Below are 223 nucleotides of genomic sequence, written 5' to 3'. Positions count from 1 at the left end.
CCCGACCGGATCGAGCGCCAGTACGTCTTCGACCAATAAGCCTAGTGTATTGATGGATTTGCGCATGTCGGTGCTCCCGGTGGCCAGGTACACATTGCCACTTGGTGTCGGGATCATGGCAGGCACTTCATCACTTGCGGTAACAGCGCGATGGCCGAGGCGTCATGGACGGAGACCCGGTAGCCGCCGGGGGTTTCGACCACCAACGTCATCGGCGATGAAG

The 223-nt window shown here is 60.1% G+C and carries 1 protein-coding gene; it reads right to left on the bottom strand.

All coding sequences use genetic code 11. From position 1 onward, the window contains the following. Positions 1 to 117, bottom strand: a 117-nt coding sequence (gene tnpB / locus BZJ21_RS16915) for an IS66 family insertion sequence element accessory protein TnpB (RefSeq protein WP_168169638.1), incomplete at its 3' end; no start/stop codon positions are given. Between the last annotated feature and the right edge of the window lie 106 nt (positions 118 to 223).

Source organism: Salinivibrio costicola subsp. alcaliphilus (assembly GCF_001996185.1).
GTDB classification, from domain to species: Bacteria; Pseudomonadota; Gammaproteobacteria; order Enterobacterales; family Vibrionaceae; genus Salinivibrio; species Salinivibrio costicola.
The sequence above is the reverse complement of the archived record's forward strand: the minus strand, read 5'-3'. Positions and strand labels throughout refer to the sequence as shown.